The following is a 19,430-nucleotide window of genomic DNA, read 5'->3' as shown; positions in this document are numbered from 1 at the left end:
GCCCCATGGTCACCACCACCCACCTGCTCTACCTGCACGGCTTCCGCTCCTCCCCCCAGTCCGCCAAGGCGCAGCACATGGCCCGGCATGTGGCGCAGCACCATCCCCGGGTGCATTTCTGGTGCCCGCAATTGCCGCCATCGCCGCGCGCGGCCATGGCGCTGGTGATGCAGGGCATTGCCGGCTGGCCGCATGCGCGCATGGCCGTCGTCGGGTCGTCGCTGGGCGGCTACTACGCCAGCTGGGTGGCCCAGCAGGCCGGCTGCCCCAGCGTGGTGCTGAACCCGGCCGTCGATCCGGCGCGCGACCTGGCGCGCTACATCGGCGAGCAGACGGCCTGGCATGACCCGGCGCAGCGCCTGTTCTTCCACGCGGAGTACATCGACGAACTGCGCACGCTGGACGTGCGCGGCCGCCCGCCCGCCGGCCCCGAACTGGCGCTGATCGCCCAGGGCGACGAACTGCTGGACTGGCGCGAGATGGCCGCGCGCTATGCGCAGGCGCGCCAGATCGTGCGCGAGGGCGGCGACCACGCGCTGAGCGAGTTTCCCGCGCTGCTGCCGCAGGTGGTGGATTTCCTCAGTCTGGCTTGATACCGCGGCGGCGCACCCAGCGCGCGTAGTCGTCCGGGTAGGCCTGGCGAAAGCGCTCTTCATGGAACGCCGCCTGCGCGTCCAGCCCCAGCAGCCGGGCGCTGTCGATCAGCGGCTCGATCACGCGCGGCTCGGGCGAGAAGTGCAGCAGGCGCAGCGCCATGGCGTACTGCGCCTGGGCGTTGTCCCGGGTCACCGGCGTGGTGGTCAGGCGGGCGAACTCCACCTGGCGCGCGAACAACCGCGTGTCGGCCACCTTGTCCAGCGTGGCGTCGCGGTAGGCCGGGGCGCGCTGGGCGGCGGGCCGGTAGACCTGGCCGACGCGCCAGTAGTCCCACCCCGCATACGCGCCGGCAGCCAGCAGGGCGCACAGCGCCAGCGCCCCCGCGCCGCGCGCCACGGGCGCCAGGTGCGGCCCCCGCCGCCACAGCAGCAGCACCGCCACCAGCGCGGACACCTGGAACGGCCCGTACCACAGCGGATACTCCAGCAGGCTGTGCAGGCCGATCAGCGCCAGTACGCCCCAGGCCAACTGGCGCACGGGATCGGGCTCGCGCCAGGGCCCGGCACGCAGCACCCACACGAGCAAGGCCAGCACCGCCAGCACCGCCACGGGCACGCCCAGCTCCACGGCCAGGTGCAGCGGCAGGTTGTGCGCGTTGTCCAGCAGCACGCAAAAGCGTGTGCCGGGAAACTGGGTGACGTAGTGCGCGTAGTCCAGCTCCCCCCAGCCCCAGCCCGTCCAGGGCCGCTGGGCGATCAGGTGGAGCACGTTCGTCCACAGCACCTTGCGCCCGCCGCAGCCCTGCCCGTCGTCGGCAAAGCGCGCAAACAGCCGGTCGGCTGGAATCCCCGTCCACTGCTCCAGCAGGTGCGGCAGCGCCCATGACGCAGCGCCATAGGCCAGCAGGCCGACGGCGGCCAGCGCCAGCGGCACAGGCCCCAGCGCACGGCGCCACAGCAGCGCCAGCCCGAGCACCAGCAGCCACTGCAGCGCGCCGGTGCGCGAGGCCGTGGCGGCGCTGGCCGCGGCCAGCAGCACCAGCCCCCAGGACAGCAGCAGCCCCGCCGCCACGCCCGCCCCGCGCGGCGCCTGCGCCGTGCCCCAGCGTGCCTGCCATTGCGCCACCGCCCACAGCAAGGCCCACAGGCCCAGGCTCAGCAGCGTGGCCTGCTGGTTGCGCTGGCGCAGGTTGCCGATGGCCTGGCCCGGCGTCGAAGGCTGCACCCACGGCGCCCCGCCCGGGTCGCCCAGGAAATACTGCGCCAGCCCGATGCCCGCCGCCACCAGCGCCGCCAACACCAGCGCCGCGCTCCAGCAGCGCGCCCAGCCGCGCCGCGGCCAGTCCAGCCCGGCCAGCAGCAGCGCCGCCAGCACGCCCGCGCAGGCCCACGAGGCCAGCCAGGGCCAGAAGTTGGCGCTGGGCGGGCGGGTGTAGGCGAAAAGAAAGGGCAGCGCCAGGGCCAGCACGGCCAGCGGCGCCGCCGCCGCGCGTGGCTGCATGGGGCGGGGGGAAGAAAGGAAAGCAGCGGATCATATAGAGCGCGCCCGGCGCCACGGAACAACATGGGAGAATCGGCGCCCATGCATGCACTGTTCGACGAAGCCGGCAAATTCCTCGCCGGCCGCATCCTCTCCGAAGCCGAGAACTCGGCCCAGATCGAGCTCGACTCGGGCAAACGGGTCAAGGCCAAGGCCGCCAATATCCTGCTGAAATTCGACAAGCCCGCCCCCGCGGAACTGCTGGAACAGGCACGCGCCATCGCCGCCAGCGTGGAGCTGCAACTGGCCTGGGAATTCGCGCCCGACGAGGAATTCGGCTTCGCCGACCTGGCGCGCGACTATTTCTCTGCCAGCGCCCCGGTGACGGAACAGGCCGGCATGCTGCTGGCCCTGTTCGAGGCGCCGCACTACTTCCGCCGCGCAGGCAAGGGGCGCTTCAAGAAGGCGCCGGCCGAGATCGTGCAGCAGGCGCTGGCCGCCATCGAGAAGAAAAAGCAGGTCCAGGCGCAGATCGACACCTGGGCCGCCGAACTGGCCGCCGGCGCCTGCCCGCAGCCGATCCGCGAGCAGCTCTACAAGATCCTGTTCCGCCCCGACAAGAACGCGCCCGAGTACAAGGCCGTGGTCGAGGCCAGCCGCAGCGCGCACAAGGCCCCGCTGGATCTGCTGCAGGCCGCGGGCGCCATCGATTCGAGCTACCAGTTCCACTGGAAGCGCTTCCTGTTCGAGAACTTCCCCAAGGGCACGGGCTTCCCGCCGCTGAGCGCGCCGCAGCCCCCGGCCGACCTGCCGCTGGCGCCGGTGCAGGCGTACTCGATCGACGACTCGGCCACCACCGAGATCGACGACGCGCTGTCGCTGCAGGGCCTGGGCACGGGCACCGTCACGCTGGGCATCCACATCGCCGCGCCGGGCCTGGCCATCGTGCCGGGCAGCGACCTGGACAAGCTGGGCCGCACACGCCTGTCCACCGTCTACATGCCGGGCTACAAGATCACCATGCTGCCCGACGCGGTGGTGCAGATCTACACCCTGGACGAAGGCCGCGCCAACCCGGCCGTGTCGCTGTACGCCACCATCGACGAAGCCACGCTGGAGATCACCGCCACCGAAACCCGCCTGGAGCGCGTGCCCGTGGCCGTGAACCTGCGCCACGACCAGCTCGACCACATCGTCACCGAAGCCTGGCTGCAAGACCCGTCGATTCAGAGCGAAAACACCCCCCAAGCCTTGCTGGGCCTGCGCGAGCAGCTCTCATTTCTATACCGCCTGGCAAAGCACCTGAAGGCGGGCCGTGAGGTGGTGCGCGGCAAGCCCGAGGCCTTCAACCGGCCCGACTACACCTTCCGCCTGCAAGGCAACGGCGACGCCGAGCCCGACGGCAGCGAGACGGTGCGCATCGGCACGCGCAAGCGCGGCGCGCCGCTGGACCTGATCGTGGCCGAGGCCGCCATCGTCGCCAACAGCACCTGGGGCCAGATGCTGGCCGAGCACGGCGTGCCCGGCATCTACCGCAGCCAGGCCAGCCTGGCGCCGGGGGTGAAGGTGCGCATGTCCACCAAGGCGCTGCCGCACGCCGGCATTGGCGTGAAGAGCTACGCCTGGGCCACCTCGCCGCTGCGCCGCTATGTCGATCTGGTGAACCAGTGGCAGATCATCGCCTGCGCGCGCCACGGCAAGACCGCCGCGCTGGCCGCGCCGTTCAAGCCCAAGGACGCCGAGCTGTTCGGCATCATCAGCAGCTTCGATACCGCCTACGGCGCCTACAACGGCTACCAGGCCGGCATGGAGCGCTTCTGGACGCTCAAGTACCTGCAGCAGAACCAGATCGCCACGCTGGACGCCACCGTCATCAAGGACGGGCGCGGCGGCGGCGACTTCCTGGTGCGCGCCGACAGCCTGCCGCTGGTGCTGCCCGTGCTGGGCGCGCAAAACCTGGAGCGCGGCGCGCGCGTGCGCGTGCAGCTCGGCGAGATCGACGAGATCACGCTCGACGTGAGCGGCACGGTGACCGAGCGCCTGGACGACCCCGCCGACCCGAGCGACGACGGCCCCGTGGAGGAGGAAGACGACGACAGCGCCGTGGCCGGCCCCATCGCCATCGCCGTGGACGTGAACGAGGCCGCCGACAACGCCAGCCCCGCCCCGTGAGGTGAGATGAAAGCCCCCTCCTTCCTCCTTCGCCTGAGCACGCTGCAGCTGGCGCTGGGCGTGTCCGTGGCCGTGCACGCGGCGCTGCTGACGGTGCGCTTCGTCGACCCGGAAGGCTTCAACCGCGTGTTCCAGGACACGCCGCTGGAAGTCATCCTGGTGAACGCCAAGTCCACCGAAGCGCCGGACAAGGCCCAGGCCATCGCGCAAGCCGCGCTGGCGGGCGGCGGCGACGCCGCCCAAGGGCGCGCCACCAGCCCCCTGCCCTACGCCGCGCTGACCACCGTGGGCGACGACTTCGAGGAAGCGCAGCGCCAGCTCGACGCCATGCACGAGCAGCAGACCCTGCTGCTGGCCCAGTTGCGCCAGCAGGTGGCGCAGATGCCCAAAACCGAGGCGCAAACCCCCAGCCGCAGCAGCGAGCAGGCGGCGCAGGAGCTCAAGCGCCGCCAGCTCGTGAAGCTGCTGGCCGAGATCGAGAAGCGCATCAACGAGGAAAACGCCCGCCCGAAGAAGCGCTACATCAGCCCCGCCGTGCGCGAAGAGGCCTACGCCATCTACTACGACGCGCTGCGCCGCAAGGTCGAGGACAAGGGCACGGCCAACTTCCCCGAGCAGGCGGGCAGGAAGCTCTATGGCGAGCTGGTGATGATCATCACCGTCAACCACGACGGCCGCGTGCTCGCCACCGAGATCGTGCAGGGCTCGGGCAGCGCCCTGCTGGACCGCCGCGCCGAAGCCATCGCCCGCGCGGCCGGCCCGTTCGGCACCTTCAACCCCGACATGCGCCGCAAGGCCGACCAGATCGCCGTGGTCTCGCGCTTCAAGTTCACGCGCGAGCAGACGCTGGAAGCCAGCGCGGGCACCGCCACCGCCAAGCCATGAGCCTCGATACCTACTGCGTGATGGGCAACCCGGTGGAGCACAGCCGCTCCCCCTGGATCCACGGCCGCTTCGCCGCCCTGACCGGGCACGACCTGCAGTACACGCGCCAGCTCGTGCCGCTGGACGGCTTCGCGCAGGCCGTGCGCGCCTTCGCCCAGGCGGGTGGGCGCGGCTGCAACGTCACCGTGCCGTTCAAGCTCGAAGCCGCGCAGTGCGCCACCACGCGCAGCGCGCGCGTGCAGCTCGCCGCGGCGGCCAACACGCTGGTCTTCCAGGACGGCGCCATCCACGCCGACAACACCGACGGCCTGGGCCTGGTGGCCGACATCCAGCGCAACGCCGGCGTGCCGCTGGCCGGGCGCGACGTGCTGCTCGTGGGCGCGGGCGGCGCCGCCGCCGGGGTGCTCGGCCCGCTGCTGCACGAGGGCCCGCGCCGCGTGGCGGTGATGAACCGTACCGCAGCCCGTGCCCAGGCGCTGGTGCAGGCCCACATGCCCCTTGCAGCGCTACAAAAAACAGAGCTGCTTGCGCTTGATATGCAAGGGCTGGAGCACGATTTCGACATCATCATCAACGCCACCGCGAGCAGCCTGGCCGGCGCCGGGGTGCCGGTGCCCGCCCACGTGCTGCGCCCCGGCAGCCTGGCCTACGACATGATGTACGGCAGCGCCGCACAGCCCTTCCTCGACTGGGCCGCGCGCCACGGCGCCTGCCCGCGCGACGGCCTGGGCATGCTGGTGGAGCAGGCTGCCGAGGCCTTTGCCCTCTGGCGCGGCATGCGCCCCCCGTCGGCCCAGGTGCTGGCCGAACTGCGCAGCGCCATGGCATGAAGGCGCTGGCACGCTGGGTGGCGCTGCTGCTGCTGGCGGCCCTGGGCCTGCAGCTGTTCTTCGTCGCGCGCATCGCCGCCATGGCGTGGGCCGCCCCGCAGTCCACCACCTTCCAGCGCTCCGAGGCCTGGGCGCTGTGGCACAGCCCGGGCGGCCTGCGCTGGCGCCAGCAGTGGGTGCCCTACGCGCAGATTTCCGACCACCTCAAGCGCGCCGTGCTGGCTTCGGAAGACGACGGCTTCGTCCACCACGACGGCGTGGAGTGGAGCGCGATCGAAAAGGCGCGCGAGCGCAACGCCAAGGCCGAGGCGCGCGCCACGGCCCAGCGCCCGCCCAGGATTCGCGGCGGCTCCACCATCACCCAGCAGTTGGCCAAGAACCTGCTGCTGTCAGGCGAGCGCACCCTGCTGCGCAAGGGGCAGGAGCTGGTGCTGGCCTTCGCGCTGGAGCACCTGCTGTCCAAGCAGCGCATCCTGGAGATCTACCTCAACAGCGTGGAATGGGGCGCGGGCGTGTTCGGCGCCGAGGCCGCCGCGCAGCACTACTACCGCAAGAGCGCCGCCCAACTGGCACCGGCCGAGGCCGCCCGCCTGGCGGTGATGCTGCCCGCGCCCAAGCACTACGAGAAGCAGCCCGGCTCGCCCTACCTGGCGCAGCGCGCCCGCACCATCCTGGCGCGCATGCCCTCGGCGCAGCTGCCCTGACAACCCAGCCCCATGCGCATCCTCGGCATCGACCCCGGCTTGCAGACCACTGGCTTCGGCGTGGTGGACGTGGAGGGCCACCACCTGCGCTACGTGGCCAGCGGCACCATCCGCACCACGGGCGCCCGCGCCGCGCCCGCGCTGGGCGACCTGCCCGGGCGGCTCAAGCTGCTGTTCGACGGCATCACCGAGGTGGCGGCGCGCTACCAGCCCGATACGGCGGCCGTGGAGATCGTGTTCGTCAACGTCAACCCGCAATCCACCCTGCTGCTGGGCCAGGCACGCGGCGCGGCGCTGACCGCGCTGGTCAACGCCAACCTGCCCGTGGCCGAGTACACGGCGCTGCAGATGAAGAAGGCGGTGGTCGGCCACGGCCGCGCCGCCAAGGCGCAGGTGCAGGAGATGGTGCGCCGCCTGCTGGAGCTGCCCGGCCTGCCGGGCACCGACGCGGCCGACGCGCTGGGGCTGGCCATCACCCACGCCCATGCTGGCGCCGCGATGGGGCGCATTGCTGCGGTGGCGCCGCTGCAACGCCGCCAGCACGCCATGTACAAGGGCGGACGCAGCTACTGAGCCGCCGGTTCAAAGCCCCTGGATGGCGCCAGGCGACCGGCGCGCCGACCAGTCCGCGAAGCTCTCCTGCAGCATGTCCGGCAAAGGCACGGCGCGGTAGCCGAGATCGGCCTCGGCCAGCGCCGAATCGCACACCAGCTCACCCGCCAGGATCCGCGCCAGGCCTGGCGTGACCGCAGGGCGCCGCCCGCGCAGCCAGGACGCCCCCTGGGCCGCGCAGGCCACCGTGTACAGAAGCGCCTTCGGCACGGTGCGCGTCACCGGCTTCGCGCCCGTCAGGTGCGCGATCCGGCGGAACAGCTCCAGGTAGCTCGCATCGGCCCCGCCAAGCACATAGCGCCTTGCGGGCGCTGCCAGCAGCGCGGCGCCCAGGTGCGCACGGGCCACCTCGCGCGCCGCACAGAAGCTGGCCCGCCCGCCTGGCGCGGCCGCCATCCGCCCGGCGGCGGCATCGTCGAAGAGGCGGACCCAGCCAGACACATCATGGGCCCCCAGCATGTGCGCCGGGTGGAGGCTGACGACCGGCAGCCCGCGCTGCCCGGCGTCCGACAGCATCGCGTCCGCCAGAAGCTTGCTGCGCAGGTAGGGATTGCGCTCCCCCGGGGCGAGCATCGCGCTGCGCTCCTCGATGCGCCCCCCGAGGCGGAACACCCCCAGCGTGGATGTCATGACCACGCGCGCCGCGCCGCGCTCGCGCGCAACGTCCAGCAGCGCCTGGGTGGCGAACACGTTGTCGCGCTGGATCGCTACCGCGTCCCCGCGCCACGACGACGTGTTGCCCGCGAGGTGGAACACCGCGTCCACCCCCTGCGGCATCGCCGCACGCAGCGCGGCCCGGTCCTCGGCCGCGCCGCGGTGCACGGTCACGCCGGCCTGCGCCGCCAGCCAGCCAGGGGCGGCGCCACGCACCAGCGCATGGATGCGCCAGCCGGCCTGCGCCAGGGTGGATACGAGATGGCGGCCCAAAAACCCCGCCGCGCCGGTTACGAATGCAGTCTTCTGGTTCAAGCAATACTCCTGGGTTGATGCCCGCCAGTCTGCAAACCACCGGCCCCCGTGCCAACGCCTGCGAAACGGATCTGCACGAATGCAAAACCTGAACTGGGACGACCTCCGGCTGCTGCTTGCCGTCGCCCACCATGCCTCGCTCCTGGATGCGGGCCGGGCCCTGGGCATCGCGACCACCACGCTGTCGCGCCGCCTGGCGGCCCTGGAAGCGGGCCTGGGCGTCCAGCTGGTGCACCGCAACCACGCCGGCACCACGCTGACGGGCAACGGCGCGCGCCTGGTTCAGGCCCTGGAGCCCCTGGGCCTGGCGCTCGAAGCCACCCTGCGCGATGCCGTCGGCGCCGACAGCCGCGCGTCCGGATCGATCCGGCTCACGCTGGCAGAGGGGCTGGAGCCTTTGGCCGTGCAGGCCATCGCGTCCTTCCGGGCGCAGAACCCCGGCGTGGACTTCGCGCTCGACACCTCGTTCCGCGCCCTGGACATCGGCAAGGACGAAGCCGACATCGCGCTGCGCACGCTGCAGCCGCGCTCCGAGGGATTGGTGGTGCGCCGCGTGGGGTACTTGCACTTCGGCGTCTACACGGCCCGCCAGGGCATGGCCGTGGCCACGCCTTCGCCCGGACAGGCGCGGATGCTTCTGGCGCGCGGCACGGGCGTGGTGCTGGGCGGGGAACAGCAAGGCCTGAAGGAGAGCCGCTGGCTCCAGTCCCAGGTCCGCGCGGTGTCGCTGCGCACGCAGACGCTGGCGGCCCTGGTCGATGCCGTGCGGCAGGGCCTGGGCGCTGGCGTGATTCCCGACGAACTGGCCAGGGACGACCCCTCTCTCGCCCGGATTGGCACCTGCGAGGCCGTGCCGCGCAAGACGCTCTGGCTGGTCATGAGCCAGCGCTCCGCCAAACTGGCGCGCGTGCGCGGCTTCGCCGACCACGTGACGGCCTGCCTGCGCCAAGCGCTTCAGCCAGCCTCCTGAGCAACGCGATCATGCTCGCCCGGTCGCGGGCCCCGTGGCGCAGGCCGGATGGCCGCAAAGGCCGTTGCCAGCGCAGATGCGGCGCTTGGTGTAGAAAGAACCGCATGCAACTCCCACCCGATGACCGCTACGCCCACCACGAAATGCCGCAGTTCTTCGTCTACGTACGCATCCCCGTGGCGCGCCATGCCGTGGACCCGCTGCACCTGCGCGAAGAGCGCATCGACCAGGCGCTGCAGGCGCAGGGGCTGGGCACGGTCGTGGGCTGGGGCGAATCCCTGGGCGAGCGGCATGCCGACGGCAAGCGGGCGGCCACCTTCATGCGGGTGGACATCTCGGTGACCGACCTGCCGCGCGCGCTGGCGCTGCTGCACACGCTGCTGCCGGCGCTGGAAGCGCCGCAAGGCACCGAGATCCATTACCACGCCGATGGGCGCCACCTGTGCGACGCCATCCACGCCCAGGGCTGGCGGCTGGCGCAAGCCGTGCCCACGGCCCGCAGCGGCAGCCCTTCGACCATCTAGGGAGCCTCTGCACGAATCGCCGCGCCGCGTGCATCTGCGGCCCCGGGCGGTCTGCCGCGCCCGCTTGCCGCTCGATTCGTGCAGAAGTTCCCTAGGAGCCCTCCGCCGCACCGGATGCGGCGAAAACATATTGTCACAATTTGGCAGCACAGTGTGCATCGGGTTCACTCGGCCTCACCGGCGTTCGACGTATGCACATGCCACACACACTCCCCCTCCCTGCCCGCGCCACCGTCGGCCCCCTGGGCCGGCGCCTGCTGGGCCTGTTCGTCGCCGTGCTGGCGCTGAGCCTGGTGGGCTCCGCGATCGGGCTGTGGTCCTTGCTCCGCATCGGGCAATCGACCGACGACATCGTCCAGCGCAGCGTGTCGAATGAACGGCTGGTGGCCGATGCCTACCGCCTCCAGGCCATCAACGCCGAGCGCTACAAGGCGGTGGCGCTGAGTTCCGAGCCCGAAGTGGGAGAGACCCTGGGAGCAGACATTGCCGAGACCCAGCGGCAATACGATGCCCTGATCGACACCCTGGCCCAACGCCTCGCCCGCACTGCGGACGAGGAACACCTGGCGCATGTGAACACGCAGGCGCAGTCGTTCCACCAGGCCCGCGCGGCCCTGGTGCAGGCGCGCGATTTCGGGCTCACGCAGCGCATCCGCGAGGTCTATGCAACGCAGTTCCTGCCCGCGTCGCAGGCCCTGCTGGCGGCGCTGGACGCGCTCACGCAGTCCCAGCGCCAGTCCATCGACGCCGGGGCCCTGCGGGTGGCGAGCTGGAGCTGGAGGGCGCAACTGGCACTGGTGGCGTTCGGCGCGCTCTCGCTGGTGCTGGGCACGCTGCTGGCGCTATGGCTGGTGCGCAGCATCACGCGGCCCATCGCGCTGGCCAGCGACACAGCCAACCGCGTGGCCGGGCTCGACCTGCGCCACGACATCGCCGGGCACGACCGCGACGAAACCGGCCACATGCTGTCGTCGCTCGCAGTCATGCAGACGGCGCTGCGGCACCTGGCGCAGCAGGTGCGCGCCTCGGTATACAGCCTGCACGCGGCGTCCACCGACATCGCCAGCGGCAACGCCAACCTGTCCGACCGCACCGAGGAAGCCGCGGCCAGCCTGCAGGAAACGGCCGCGGCGCTGGAGCACGTCAAGCGGGCCCTGCAGGCCTCGGCGGAGACCGCGCACCACACCGAGGCGCGTGCCGCCCAGGCCGCGGCCCAGGCCCGCCAAGGCCAGGACGTGGTGGCGCACGTGGTGCAGACCATGCAGGACATCTCCGCCAGCGCGCACAAGATCGCCGACATCACGGGAATGATCGACTCCATTGCCTTCCAGACCAATATCCTGGCGCTCAACGCCGCCGTGGAGGCCGCCCGCGCGGGCGAACAGGGGCGCGGCTTTGCCGTGGTGGCCAGCGAGGTGCGCAGCCTGGCCAACCGCTCGGCACAGGCCGCGCGCGAGATCAAGGCGCTGATCGCCACCTCGGTCGAGCAGGTCGAGGCCGGCTCGCGCCTGGCAGGCGACGCCGGCCGGGCGATGCAGCAGGTGGTCACGGCGATCCAGGACGCCGCGCGCACGATGGCCGACATCAAGACCGGCAGCCAGGCGCAGAACGACGACATCACGTCGATCCACTCCGCGCTTTCGCGCCTGGACCTGATGACCCAGCAGAACGCGGCCCTGGTGGAAGAGTCCTCGGCCGCCACCGAAAGCCTGCGGGTGCAGGCCAACGACCTCACGGGGCTGGTCAGCCAGTTCCTGCTGCCGGGGCAGCCGCCCCAGGCGGTGGTGCCGCCCGCCCTGCGCCTTGCGGCGCACTGAGCCAGGATCTCCGCTACGAGTTCGATAGCTGCCAGCGCTTTCCAGGAAAGGGCTGGAGGCTATCTTGGCTCATATTCCGCACGTACCCCCGGCCTCACGCGCTGGCGGCAGGCAGGGCCCGCGCCAGCATGGGCGATGCCGCCGGCGCTTCCACGCGCGCCACGGCCTGGCCCGCGGCGCCCTCGCCCTCGCGCACCTTGAACTGGCGCACGGCCTGCGCGAGCAGGCGCGCCTGCTCGCGCAACGACTCGGAAGCCGCCGCCGACTGCTCCACCAGGGCCGCGTTCTGCTGCGTCATCTGGTCGAGCTGGCGCACCGACTGGTGGATCTGGCCGAGGTTGTCGCGCTGGTCGGCGGCCGCCGCCGTGACTTCGCCGATGATGTCCGAGACCCGGCGCACGCTGCCGACGATCTCGGTCATGGTCTCGCCCGCCTGCGCCACCTGGCGCGACCCCTCCTCGACACGCTGGCTGGAGTTGCCGATGAGGTCCTTGATCTCCCGGGCCGCCGCGGCGCTGCGCTGCGCCAGGATGCGCACCTCGCCGGCCACCACGGCAAAGCCGCGCCCCTGCTCGCCCGCGCGGGCGGCCTCCACGGCGGCGTTGAGCGCCAGGATATTGGTCTGGAAGGCAATGGAGTCGATCACCCCGGTGATGTCGGCGATCTTGCGCGAACTGGCCGTGATCTGGTCCATGGTCTGCACCACCTGCTCCACCATGCTGCCGCCGCGCTGCGCCACCTGCGCGGCCGACACGGCATAGTCGCTGGCATGGCGCGAGGACTCGGCGCCGCTTTGCACGGTGCCGGCCAGCAGTTCCATCGAAGAAGCCGTTTCCTGCAGGCTGGCCGCCGTCTGCTCCGTGCGCAGGCTCAGGTCCTGGTTGCCCGTGGCGATTTCGCCGCTGGCCGTGGCGATGTTGCCGGCCGCATCCTGCACCTGGCGCACCAGGGCGCGCAGCGCCTCCTGCATGCGCCCCATGGCCTGCACCAGCTGGCCCACTTCATCCTGCTGCTGTGCACGGATTTCGTGCGTGAGGTCGCCCGCCGCGATGTGCTCGGCCAGGTCCCGCGCCTGCGCCAGCGAGCGCGTGATGGAACGCACGCTGGCCAGCGTCAGGGGCACCAGCACGGCCAGCGCCACCAGCAGGGTCACGCCGATGAGCCCGGCCATGGCCGACGTGCGCGCATCCACGGCCTGGCGCGCTTCGTCCATCTGCTGGCGCGCGCTCTGGGCCAGGGTGGAGAGCAACTGGTCGGTGGCCTCCATGTGCTGCTTGAGCTGGTCCGCGTAGGCCCCGGCGCCCGCGCCGTCGAGCTGGGCGTTTTCCAGCCGGTCGAAAATGGGGCCGATGCCTTCGGCGTACTGCTGGATCTCGGCCAGCGCCTGGTCTACGGCCTTGGCGAACGCGGCGTCCGCCGCCTGCGCCCCGCGCGCTTCGCCCAGGCTCTTGCGCAGCGACGCGAGGGACTTGTTCCAGCGCTCGCGCAACTGGCCCACCTCGACGGCGTTGTTGTAGTTGATGATGATGTCCTTCTCCGCGCGGCGCAGATCGCCCAGCGTGGTGCGCAGGTCGGACATGTCGGTCAGCGTCTGCACGCGCTCGGCGAACAGCACCTGCAGCGTGGTGCGCGTGCGGTCCAGGGCCACATAGCCCATGCTTCCCAGCAGCACCAGCAAGGCCAATGAAAACACCGTGCCGAAATACAGACGCGCGCGGATGGACAGGCGGCCCAGGACTCTCATGAATTCCCCTTGACTGAAGAGCCCTGTCTCATGCAATGCGCATGCCAGGGCAGCCAGGGCCTTGTGAACCCTGGCGAGGGCGTAACTTTATGCTACGAACCGCCGGGGCGCCCAGAGGGAATCCACCAATGCGGCCGCCGTCAGGCCACCGGCTGGATGGGCACGTACAGCTCGCCGCCCGCGCCGCGAAACTCCTCGGCCTTGTGCTGCAGGCCCTGCTGGGCGAATTCACGCACCTCCTGCGTGATCTTCATCGAGCAGAACTTGGGGCCGCACATGGAGCAGAAATGCGCCACCTTGGCGCTGTCCTTGGGCAGGGTTTCGTCGTGGTATTCCTTGGCGGTGTCGGGGTCCAGGCCCAGGTTGAACTGGTCCTGCCAGCGGAAGTCGAAACGCGCCTGGCTCAGTGCGTCGTCGCGCGCGCGGGCACCCGGGTGGCCCTTGGCCACATCGGCGGCGTGCGCGGCGATCTTGTAGGCGATGATGCCCTGCTTCACGTCATCGCGGTCGGGCAGGCCCAGGTGTTCCTTGGGCGTCACGTAGCACAGCATGGCCGTGCCCATCCAGCCGATCATGGCGGCGCCGATGGCGCTGGCGATATGGTCGTAGCCCGGCGCGATGTCGATGGTCAGCGGCCCGAGGGTGTAGAACGGCGCCTCGTGGCAGTGCTTGAGCTGCTCCGTCATGTTGGCCTGGATCATGTGCAGCGGCACGTGGCCGGGGCCTTCGATCATGGTCTGCACGTCGTGCTTCCAGGCGGTCTGCGTGAGTTCGCCCAGGGTGCGCAGCTCGGCGAACTGGGCCTCGTCGTTGGCGTCGGACGCGCAGCCGGGGCGCAGGCCGTCGCCCAGGCTGAAGGACACGTCATACGCCTTCATGATGTCGCAGATGTCCTCGAAGTGCTCGTACAGGAAGCTCTCGCGGTGGTGTGCCATGCACCACTTGGCCATGATGGAGCCGCCGCGCGAGACGATGCCGGTGCGCCGCTGCGCGGTAAGGTGGATGAAGGCCAGGCGCACGCCCGCGTGGATGGTGAAGTAGTCCACGCCCTGCTCGGCCTGCTCGATCAGCGTGTCGCGGAAGATGGCCCAGGTCAGGTCCTCGGCGATGCCGCCCACCTTCTCCAGCGCCTGGTAGATGGGCACGGTACCGATGGGCACGGGACTGTTGCGCACGATCCAGTCGCGCGTGGTGTGGATGGCCTTGCCGGTCGAGAGGTCCATCACGTTGTCCGCGCCCCAGCGGATGGCCCAGACCAGCTTTTCCACCTCTTCCTCGATGCTGGAAGTGACGGCCGAGTTGCCGATGTTGGCGTTGATCTTCACCTTGAAGTTGCGCCCGATGGCCATGGGCTCGACTTCGGGGTGGTTGATGTTGGCCGGGATGATGGCGCGGCCGCGCGCCACTTCGTCGCGCACGAACTCGGGCGTGATGATCTTCGGAATGCTCGCGCCCAGCGGGTTGCCGGCCAGGCGCTGCTCGCGCGCCGCGTCCTGCAGGTACTGCTGCATCCATTCGCGGCGGCCGTTCTCACGCAGCGCCACGTACTCCATCTCGGGGGTGACGATGCCCTTCTTCGCGTAGTGCATCTGCGTCACGTTCGTGCCCGCCTTGGCGCGCAGCGGCTGGCGCTGCAGCGCGGCGGCCTCGGCGCGCAACTGGGCCAGGCGGTCGCCGTCCTCGGCCTTCTGGCCGTCGTCGAGCGCCCTGCGCACGCGGCCCTCGTAGCTTTCGGTGTCGGCGCGCTCGGCGATCCACGCGCCGCGCACGCTGGCCAGCCCCTGGCGCACGTCGATGGCGGCGGCCGGGTCGGTGTAGGGGCCGGAGGTGTCATAGACGCTGACCACCTCGCCATTGGTCAGGCGGATGTCGCGCACCGGCACGCGCAGGTCGCCGCGCGAGCCTGTCAGGTAGCTTTTGGCCGAGGCCGGGAAAGGCTCGCGCGTGCGGGCCAGGAGGTGGGAAAACGAGTCGGGAGCGTTCATCGCGGGCATTCCTTGGGCGGGTGGATGGAATGCTCCGCAATCGATGGAAGGCGCGCGCGGATACACACGCGCACGCACCTCTTCCATTGCAGCTCTTCTTACGCTGGTACTAACCAGATCAAGTTCGCGGTTCCGGCGGTCAGGTCCGCCATCTCAGCACGCCCAGGAAATTAATCCTACGTGCACCCCGGAGCAGGCGCGAGTATAGGGAAAATTCAGGCGATGCGCCCGACCAGCAGCACGGCAAAGAAGGCACAGGCGGCGATCACCGTCCACTTCAGCACCATGAGGCCGAAGCGCCGGTAGCGCACCTGGCCCGTGCCGACGTAGAACACGAAAGACACCCCCGCCATGAGCAGCAGCAAGGTGACGATCCAGCGGAAAAGCAGCATGCCCGGCTACCAGGCGCCCACGGGCTGGGCGAACCCTGCGGGGGCCTGGCGCTCGCTGTCGAAGCTGGTGATCTCCCACGCATCGGGCTGCGCCAGCAGCGCGCGCAGCAGCTGGTTGTTCATGGCGTGGCCCGAGCGGAAGGCGCTGTAGGCCGCCAGCAGCGGCTTGCCTACCAGGTACAGATCCCCCATGGCGTCGAGGATCTTGTGGCGCGCGAACTCGGCGTCGTAGCGCAGGCCATCGCTGTTGAGCACCTTGTAGTCGTCCATGACGATGGCATTGTCCAGCCCGCCGCCCAGCGCCAGGCCGTTGGCGCGCAGCATCTCCACGTCGCGCGTGAAGCCGAAAGTGCGCGCGCGCGCGATGTCGCGCGCGTAGTTGCCATGGCCCAGGTCGAACTCCACGCACTGGCCGGTGGAATCCACCGCCGGATGGGCAAAGTCGATCTCGAAGCGCAGCTTGTAGCCGTGGTATGGCTCGAGCCGCGCCCACTTCAGCTGCGCACCCTCGCCCTCACGCACCTCGACGGGCCGGATCACGCGAATGAAGCGCTTGGGTGCCTTCTGCAATTCCACGCCCGCGCTTTGCAGCAGGAACACGAACGAAGCCGACGAGCCGTCGAGGATCGGCACCTCCTCGGCGGTGATGTCGATGTAGAGGTTGTCCAGCCCCAGGCCCGCGCAGGCCGACATGATGTGCTCCACCGTGTGCACCTTGGCGCCGCCCGCGCCGATGGTCGAGGCCATGCGCGTATCGACCACCGCCGTGGCGCTGATGGGAATGTCCACCGGCTCCGGCAAGTCCACGCGGCGAAAGACGATGCCCGTATCGGGCTGGGCCGGCCGCAGGGTCAGCTCGACCCGCTGGCCGCTGTGCAGGCCCACGCCCACGGCGCGGGTCAGGGTCTTGATGGTGCGTTGCTGGAGCATAGGCCGATGATTTTAGTAGCCGGGGTGCCTGCGGGCCGATTGACGCCGGCTATGCCGGCCATGGCCCCGGGCCACGCCAGCACCGCACAAAAAAGAAAACCCGCTGGCACGCCAGCGGGTTGGACGGCGCCACGGCAGCCCGCGCATGCGGGCACGCCGTGCACTCAGCCGGCCTAATCGGCCTGCTTGCGCAGGAACGCCGGGATTTCCAGGTCGTCCATGCCGCCCGAGGACAGCGCGTCCACGCGCGCCGCCGCCTGCGTGCGGTTGTTGCGCCACACGCTGGGCACGGCCATGCTGCCGTAATCGGCGCCCGCCACGCCGCCCGCGCCGCCCAGCGCCGGGCCCGCGCCACCGGCCATGGGCATCGGGTACGGGATGTTGTCGGTGCCGGTGCGCAGCGCGCCCTGCACCACCTGCATGGGCTGGCGGCGCACGTTGGGGCGCGACAGGCCGGTGGCCACCACCGTGACGCGGATCTCGTCGCCCAGGGTGTCGTCGTAGGCCGCGCCGTAGATGACGTGCGCATCGGGCGCGGCATAGGCGTTGATGGTGCTCATGGCCTGGCCCGACTCGGCCATCTTCAGGCTGCCCTTGGCGGCCGTAACCAGCACCAGCACACCCTTGGCGCCCGAGAGGTCGATGCCTTCGAGCAGCGGGCAGGCGATGGCCTGCTCGGCGGCGATGCGCGCGCGGTCCGGGCCGCTGGCCGTGGCCGTGCCCATCATGGCGCGGCCGGGCTCGCCCATCACGGTGCGCACGTCCTCGAAGTCGACGTTCACCAGGCCGTAGTCGTTGATGATCTCGGCGATCCCGCCCACGGCGTTCTTCAGCACGTCGTTGGCATGGGCGAAGGCTTCCTCCTGCGTGATGTCGTTGCCGAGCACCTCGATGAGCTTCTCGTTGAGCACGACGATCAGCGAATCGACGTTGCTCTCCAGCTCGGACAGGCCGTCGTCGGCATTCTTCATGCGGCGGCTGCCTTCCCACTCGAAGGGCTTGGTGACCACGCCCACGGTGAGGATGCCCATGTCCTTGGCGATGCGCGCGATCACCGGCGCGGCGCCCGTGCCCGTGCCGCCGCCCATGCCGGCGGTGATGAACAGCATGTGCGCGCCCTGGATGGCCTGGCGGATCTCGGCCTCGGCGCTCTCGGCGGCCTCGCGCGCTTTCTCGGGCTTGCTGCCCGCGCCCAGGCCGCTGCCGCCGAGCTGGATGTGGCGGTGCGCCGTGCTGCGCGTGAGGGCCTGCGCGTCGGTGTTGGCGCAGACGAATTCCACGCCCTGCACGGCGCGCGCGATCATGTGCTCGACGGCGTTGCCGCCGCCGCCGCCGACACCGATCACCTTGATCTGCGTGCCCTGGTTGAACTCTTCGGACTCGATCATTTCGATGGTCATGTGGGTGCTCCTGAAACTACTCTGAAAAACAATGTGCCTGGGGTAAAAGAGGTGGGGGGGGCGAGCGCCCCATGGGCGGTGGCCCGGTGCCGCACCGCCGCGAGCGGCGCGCGGGCCCCGCGCGCACGAACCAGTTCCAGTCGAGGGGCATGGTCAGAAGTTCCCCACGATGAAGTCCTTGAAGCGGCCGAACGCGGTCTTCATCGACCCGCTCTTGGCCGCCACCTTGAAGCCGCGCAGGCGCGCCTGGCGCGCCTCCTCGAGCTGGCCCATGACGGTGGCCGCGCGTGGCTGCGCCACCATGTCGGCCAGCGCGCTCGAATACTTCGGGATGCCGCGGCGCACGGGCTTGAGGAAGATGTCCTCGCCCAGCTCCACCATGCCCGGCATGACCGAGCTGCCGCCCGTGAGCACGATGCCCGAGGACAGCACTTCCTCGTAGCCCGAGTCGCGGATGGCCTGGTGCACGAGCGAGAAGATCTCCTCCACGCGCGGCTCGATCACGCCCGCCAGCACCTGGCGGCTGAGCAGGCGCGGGCCGCGGTCGCCCAGGCCGGGCACCTCCACCTGGGCCTCGGGGTCGGCCAGCAGCTGCTTGGCGTAGCCGCTTTCCACCTTGATGTCCTCGGCATCCTTGGTCGGAGTGCGCAGCGCCATGGCGATGTCGCTGGTGATCAGGTCGCCCGCCGCCGGGATCACCGCCGTGTGGCGGATCGCGCCGCCGGTGAAGATGGCCACGTCGGTCGTGCCCGCGCCGATGTCCACCACGGCCACGCCGAGCTCGCGCTCGTCGTCGGTGAGCACGGCCTGGCTGCTGGCCAGCGGGTTGAGCATCAACTGCTCCACCTCCAGGCCGCAGCGGCGCACGCACTTGATGATGTTCTCGGCCGCGCTCTGCGCGCCGGTGACGATGTGGATGTTGGCCTCCAGGCGGATGCCGCTCATGCCGATGGGCTCCTTCACGTCCTGCCCGTCGATCACGAACTCCTGCGGCTCCACCAGCAGCAGGCGCTGGTCGCTGGAGATGTTGATGGCCTTGGCCGTCTCCACCACGCGTGCCACGTCGGTGGCGGTGACTTCCTTGTCCTTGATGGCCACCATGCCGCGCGAGTTCTGGCCGCGGATGTGGCTGCCGGTGATGCCGGTGTAGACGCGCTGGATCTTGCAGTCGGCCATCAGCTCGGCCTCTTTCAGCGCCTGCTGGATGCTCTGCACCGTGGCGTCGATGTTCACGACCACGCCGCGCTTGAGGCCGTTGCTCGGCGCCACGCCCAGGCCCGCGAGCTTCAGCTCGCCGCCGGGCAGCACCTCGGCGACCACGGCCATGACCTTGGCGGTGCCGATGTCCAGCCCTACGACCACGTCTTTGTATTCTCTTGCCATATGCCTGTGTGCCCTCTGTTTCGTTGTCCCGTGGCGC

General features: G+C 70.5%; 17 protein-coding genes and 1 riboswitch. Of the genes, 9 read left to right on the top strand and 8 right to left on the bottom strand.

Going from position 1 to position 19,430, the window contains the following annotated elements:
- Positions 1-5 precede the first annotated feature (5 nt).
- Positions 6-593 carry an esterase gene (locus YS110_18820; GenBank protein UJB66671.1) on the top strand — a complete coding sequence of 196 codons (588 nt, stop codon included), beginning with the start codon at positions 6-8 and terminating at the stop codon, positions 591-593.
- On the opposite strand, the gene YS110_18815 is transcribed toward YS110_18820, so the two are convergent.
- On the bottom strand, positions 580-2,097 hold the full coding sequence (locus YS110_18815; protein ID UJB66670.1) for an O-antigen ligase C-terminal domain-containing protein: 1,518 nt from the start codon (positions 2,095-2,097) through the stop codon (positions 580-582). The genes YS110_18820 and YS110_18815 overlap by 14 nt on opposite strands.
- Before the next feature lie 81 nt (positions 2,098-2,178).
- Between YS110_18815 and YS110_18810 the strand changes: the two genes are divergently transcribed.
- From YS110_18810 to ruvC, 5 genes are read left to right on the top strand one after another with little or no spacing between them, the layout of a single operon-like run.
- A complete protein-coding gene (locus YS110_18810) occupies positions 2,179-4,248 on the top strand; it encodes an RNB domain-containing ribonuclease (GenBank protein ID UJB66669.1) in 2,070 nt (689 codons plus the stop codon).
- Positions 4,249-4,254: 6 nt separating this feature from the next.
- Positions 4,255-5,133, top strand: a complete 879-nt coding sequence (locus YS110_18805; GenBank protein ID UJB66668.1) for a TonB family protein — start codon at positions 4,255-4,257, stop codon at positions 5,131-5,133.
- A complete protein-coding gene (gene aroE, locus YS110_18800; protein ID UJB66667.1) occupies positions 5,130-5,963 on the top strand; it encodes a shikimate dehydrogenase in 834 nt (277 codons plus the stop codon). Before YS110_18805 ends, aroE begins: the two co-directional genes overlap by 4 nt.
- Positions 5,960-6,667: a monofunctional biosynthetic peptidoglycan transglycosylase gene (gene mtgA / locus YS110_18795; GenBank protein ID UJB66666.1), complete on the top strand. Its 708-nt coding sequence runs from the start codon at positions 5,960-5,962 to the stop codon at positions 6,665-6,667. Before aroE ends, mtgA begins: the two co-directional genes overlap by 4 nt.
- Positions 6,668-6,679: 12 nt before the next feature.
- A complete protein-coding gene (gene ruvC / locus YS110_18790) occupies positions 6,680-7,240 on the top strand; it encodes a crossover junction endodeoxyribonuclease RuvC (GenBank protein UJB66665.1) in 561 nt (186 codons plus the stop codon).
- Between the two features lie 9 nt (positions 7,241-7,249).
- On the opposite strand, the gene YS110_18785 is transcribed toward ruvC, so the two are convergent.
- Positions 7,250-8,248, bottom strand: a complete 999-nt coding sequence (locus YS110_18785) for an NAD-dependent epimerase/dehydratase family protein (protein UJB66664.1) — start codon at positions 8,246-8,248, stop codon at positions 7,250-7,252.
- A gap of 79 nt (positions 8,249-8,327) precedes the next feature.
- On the opposite strand from YS110_18785, the gene YS110_18780 reads away from it, so the two are divergent.
- From YS110_18780 to YS110_18770, 3 genes are all read left to right on the top strand, one after another.
- Entirely contained in the window at positions 8,328-9,218 is an 891-nt protein-coding gene (locus YS110_18780) for a LysR family transcriptional regulator (GenBank protein UJB66663.1), read from the top strand.
- Between the two features lie 104 nt (positions 9,219-9,322).
- Positions 9,323-9,742, top strand: a complete 420-nt coding sequence (locus YS110_18775) for a hypothetical protein (GenBank protein UJB66662.1) — start codon at positions 9,323-9,325, stop codon at positions 9,740-9,742.
- 191 nt (positions 9,743-9,933) lie between these two features.
- The gene (locus tag YS110_18770; GenBank protein UJB66661.1) at positions 9,934-11,559 is read left to right on the top strand and encodes an MCP four helix bundle domain-containing protein; all 1,626 of its coding nucleotides are present in this window, start codon (positions 9,934-9,936) and stop codon (positions 11,557-11,559) included.
- 94 nt (positions 11,560-11,653) lie between these two features.
- Here the strand turns inward: YS110_18770 and YS110_18765 are convergent, their stop codons facing one another.
- The 6 genes from YS110_18765 to ftsA form a co-directional block, all read right to left on the bottom strand.
- On the bottom strand, positions 11,654-13,303 hold the full coding sequence (locus YS110_18765; GenBank protein ID UJB66660.1) for an MCP four helix bundle domain-containing protein: 1,650 nt from the start codon (positions 13,301-13,303) through the stop codon (positions 11,654-11,656).
- Between the two features lie 140 nt (positions 13,304-13,443).
- The gene (gene thiC, locus YS110_18760; protein ID UJB66659.1) at positions 13,444-15,288 is read right to left on the bottom strand and encodes a phosphomethylpyrimidine synthase ThiC; all 1,845 of its coding nucleotides are present in this window, start codon (positions 15,286-15,288) and stop codon (positions 13,444-13,446) included.
- Between the two features lie 78 nt (positions 15,289-15,366).
- A riboswitch (TPP riboswitch) is annotated at positions 15,367-15,488 on the bottom strand.
- A 15-nt stretch (positions 15,489-15,503) separates the two neighbouring features.
- Positions 15,504-15,680 carry a hypothetical protein gene (locus YS110_18755; protein UJB66658.1) on the bottom strand — a complete coding sequence of 59 codons (177 nt, stop codon included), beginning with the start codon at positions 15,678-15,680 and terminating at the stop codon, positions 15,504-15,506.
- A 6-nt stretch (positions 15,681-15,686) separates the two neighbouring features.
- Positions 15,687-16,610 carry a UDP-3-O-acyl-N-acetylglucosamine deacetylase gene (locus YS110_18750; GenBank protein UJB66657.1) on the bottom strand — a complete coding sequence of 308 codons (924 nt, stop codon included), beginning with the start codon at positions 16,608-16,610 and terminating at the stop codon, positions 15,687-15,689.
- Positions 16,611-16,783: 173 nt separating this feature from the next.
- Positions 16,784-18,010, bottom strand: coding sequence for a cell division protein FtsZ (gene ftsZ, locus YS110_18745; GenBank protein UJB66656.1), 1,227 nt, complete (start codon positions 18,008-18,010; stop codon positions 16,784-16,786).
- Between the two features lie 153 nt (positions 18,011-18,163).
- On the bottom strand, positions 18,164-19,393 hold the full coding sequence (gene ftsA, locus YS110_18740) for a cell division protein FtsA (GenBank protein ID UJB66655.1): 1,230 nt from the start codon (positions 19,391-19,393) through the stop codon (positions 18,164-18,166).
- Positions 19,394-19,430 lie beyond the last annotated feature (37 nt).

It is taken from the genome of Acidovorax sp. YS12, assembly GCA_021496925.1.
Lineage (GTDB): Bacteria > Pseudomonadota > Gammaproteobacteria > Burkholderiales > Burkholderiaceae_C > Paenacidovorax.
The sequence above is the reverse complement of the archived record's forward strand: the minus strand, read 5'-3'. Positions and strand labels throughout refer to the sequence as shown.

Coding starts and splice junctions, on each gene's coding strand:
- YS110_18820 (UJB66671.1), top strand. CDS start 6: ATGGTCACCACCACCCACCTGCTCTACCTGCACGGCTTCCGCTCCTCC.
- YS110_18815 (UJB66670.1), bottom strand. CDS start 2,097: ATGCAGCCACGCGCGGCGGCGGCGCCGCTGGCCGTGCTGGCCCTGGCG.
- YS110_18810 (UJB66669.1), top strand. CDS start 2,179: ATGCATGCACTGTTCGACGAAGCCGGCAAATTCCTCGCCGGCCGCATC.
- YS110_18805 (UJB66668.1), top strand. CDS start 4,255: ATGAAAGCCCCCTCCTTCCTCCTTCGCCTGAGCACGCTGCAGCTGGCG.
- aroE (UJB66667.1), top strand. CDS start 5,130: ATGAGCCTCGATACCTACTGCGTGATGGGCAACCCGGTGGAGCACAGC.
- mtgA (UJB66666.1), top strand. CDS start 5,960: ATGAAGGCGCTGGCACGCTGGGTGGCGCTGCTGCTGCTGGCGGCCCTG.
- ruvC (UJB66665.1), top strand. CDS start 6,680: ATGCGCATCCTCGGCATCGACCCCGGCTTGCAGACCACTGGCTTCGGC.
- YS110_18780 (UJB66663.1), top strand. CDS start 8,328: ATGCAAAACCTGAACTGGGACGACCTCCGGCTGCTGCTTGCCGTCGCC.
- YS110_18775 (UJB66662.1), top strand. CDS start 9,323: ATGCAACTCCCACCCGATGACCGCTACGCCCACCACGAAATGCCGCAG.
- YS110_18770 (UJB66661.1), top strand. CDS start 9,934: ATGCACATGCCACACACACTCCCCCTCCCTGCCCGCGCCACCGTCGGC.
- YS110_18765 (UJB66660.1), bottom strand. CDS start 13,303: ATGAGAGTCCTGGGCCGCCTGTCCATCCGCGCGCGTCTGTATTTCGGC.
- thiC (UJB66659.1), bottom strand. CDS start 15,288: ATGAACGCTCCCGACTCGTTTTCCCACCTCCTGGCCCGCACGCGCGAG.
- YS110_18755 (UJB66658.1), bottom strand. CDS start 15,680: ATGCTGCTTTTCCGCTGGATCGTCACCTTGCTGCTGCTCATGGCGGGG.
- YS110_18750 (UJB66657.1), bottom strand. CDS start 16,610: ATGCTCCAGCAACGCACCATCAAGACCCTGACCCGCGCCGTGGGCGTG.
- ftsZ (UJB66656.1), bottom strand. CDS start 18,010: ATGACCATCGAAATGATCGAGTCCGAAGAGTTCAACCAGGGCACGCAG.
- ftsA (UJB66655.1), bottom strand. CDS start 19,393: ATGGCAAGAGAATACAAAGACGTGGTCGTAGGGCTGGACATCGGCACC.